The sequence below is a fragment of the Oleiphilus sp. HI0117 genome (assembly GCF_001635235.1).
Genome location: NZ_LWGA01001060.1, coordinates 1 through 1,078, shown reverse-complemented (window position 1 = coordinate 1,078; position 1,078 = coordinate 1). Strand labels below are relative to the sequence as shown.

Annotated in this window: 1 protein-coding gene and 1 pseudogene; both read left to right on the top strand. The window is 46.7% G+C overall.

Features of this window, described 5'->3' with window-relative positions; genetic code table 11:
- Window positions 1-527: pseudogene (locus A3757_RS18990) on the top strand (DNA-directed RNA polymerase subunit beta'); the annotation flags it as partial.
- 182 nt (window positions 528-709) lie between these two features.
- On the top strand, window positions 710-1,078 hold a 369-nt coding region (gene rpsL, locus A3757_RS18985), incomplete at its 3' end, for a 30S ribosomal protein S12 (protein WP_068740094.1).

Genomic DNA, 1,078 nt, shown 5'->3' with positions numbered 1-1,078 from the left:
TATCTAAATACATCACTAACGAAGTGCAGGACGTTTACCGTTTGCAGGGTGTTGTAATTAACGATAAGCATATCGAAGTTATCGTGCGCCAGATGTTGCGTAAAGTTGAGATTACGCAGTCTGGTGATACTGACTTGATCAAGGGTGACCAGGTTGAGTATGTGAAGTTCTTGGAAGCTAATGAAGAGGCTGATTCGAACGACAAGATGCCTGCGCAGTGTGAGCGTCAGTTGTTGGGTATTACCAAAGCTTCGCTTGCAACTGAGTCGTTTATCTCTGCTGCATCGTTCCAGGAAACAACGCGCGTACTGACTGAAGGTGCGGTGACAGGTAAGCGTGACTACTTACGTGGCTTGAAAGAGAACGTGGTAGTGGGCCGTTTGATCCCGGCAGGTACAGGTTTGGCTTACCACTCAGAGCGTAAGCGTAAGAAAGATCAGAAGTTGGCACCTATCGCTGAAGAGGGCTTGGGTGTAAGTGCACAGGATGTTGTTGCAGCATTGAGTGCCGAGCTTAATAAGCAGTAATTGCTTGTTAAGTAAGTGGATGCAGGTGCGGTGAACAAAAAATCACCGCATTGCTTGACAGTTGAGGGGGGCGTCATTAGACTTGCGCCCCTCAACTTTATTGTGCCAGCAATTTCGGCATAGTAGTTTGACGTTTTGTAATGAAACGGTTTTTAAAAATATAGATATTGGAGTTTGCTTACATGGCAACGATTAATCAGTTGGTACGTAAGCCTCGTAAACGTGTAGTCGCGAAAAGTGACGTACCCGCGTTGCAGGCTTGTCCTCAACGTCGAGGCGTTTGTACTCGTGTATACACTACGACACCTAAGAAGCCAAACTCGGCTTTGCGTAAGGTTTGTCGTGTTCGTCTAACGAACGGTTACGAGGTTACATCGTATATCGGTGGTGAAGGCCATAACCTACAAGAGCACAGCGTTGTTCTTATTCGTGGTGGTCGTGTTAAAGATTTGCCTGGTGTTCGTTATCACACAGTTCGTGGTAGCTTGGATACTTCAGGTGTTGCAGATAGACGTCAGGGTCGTTCTAAATACGGTGCTAAGCGTCCTAAG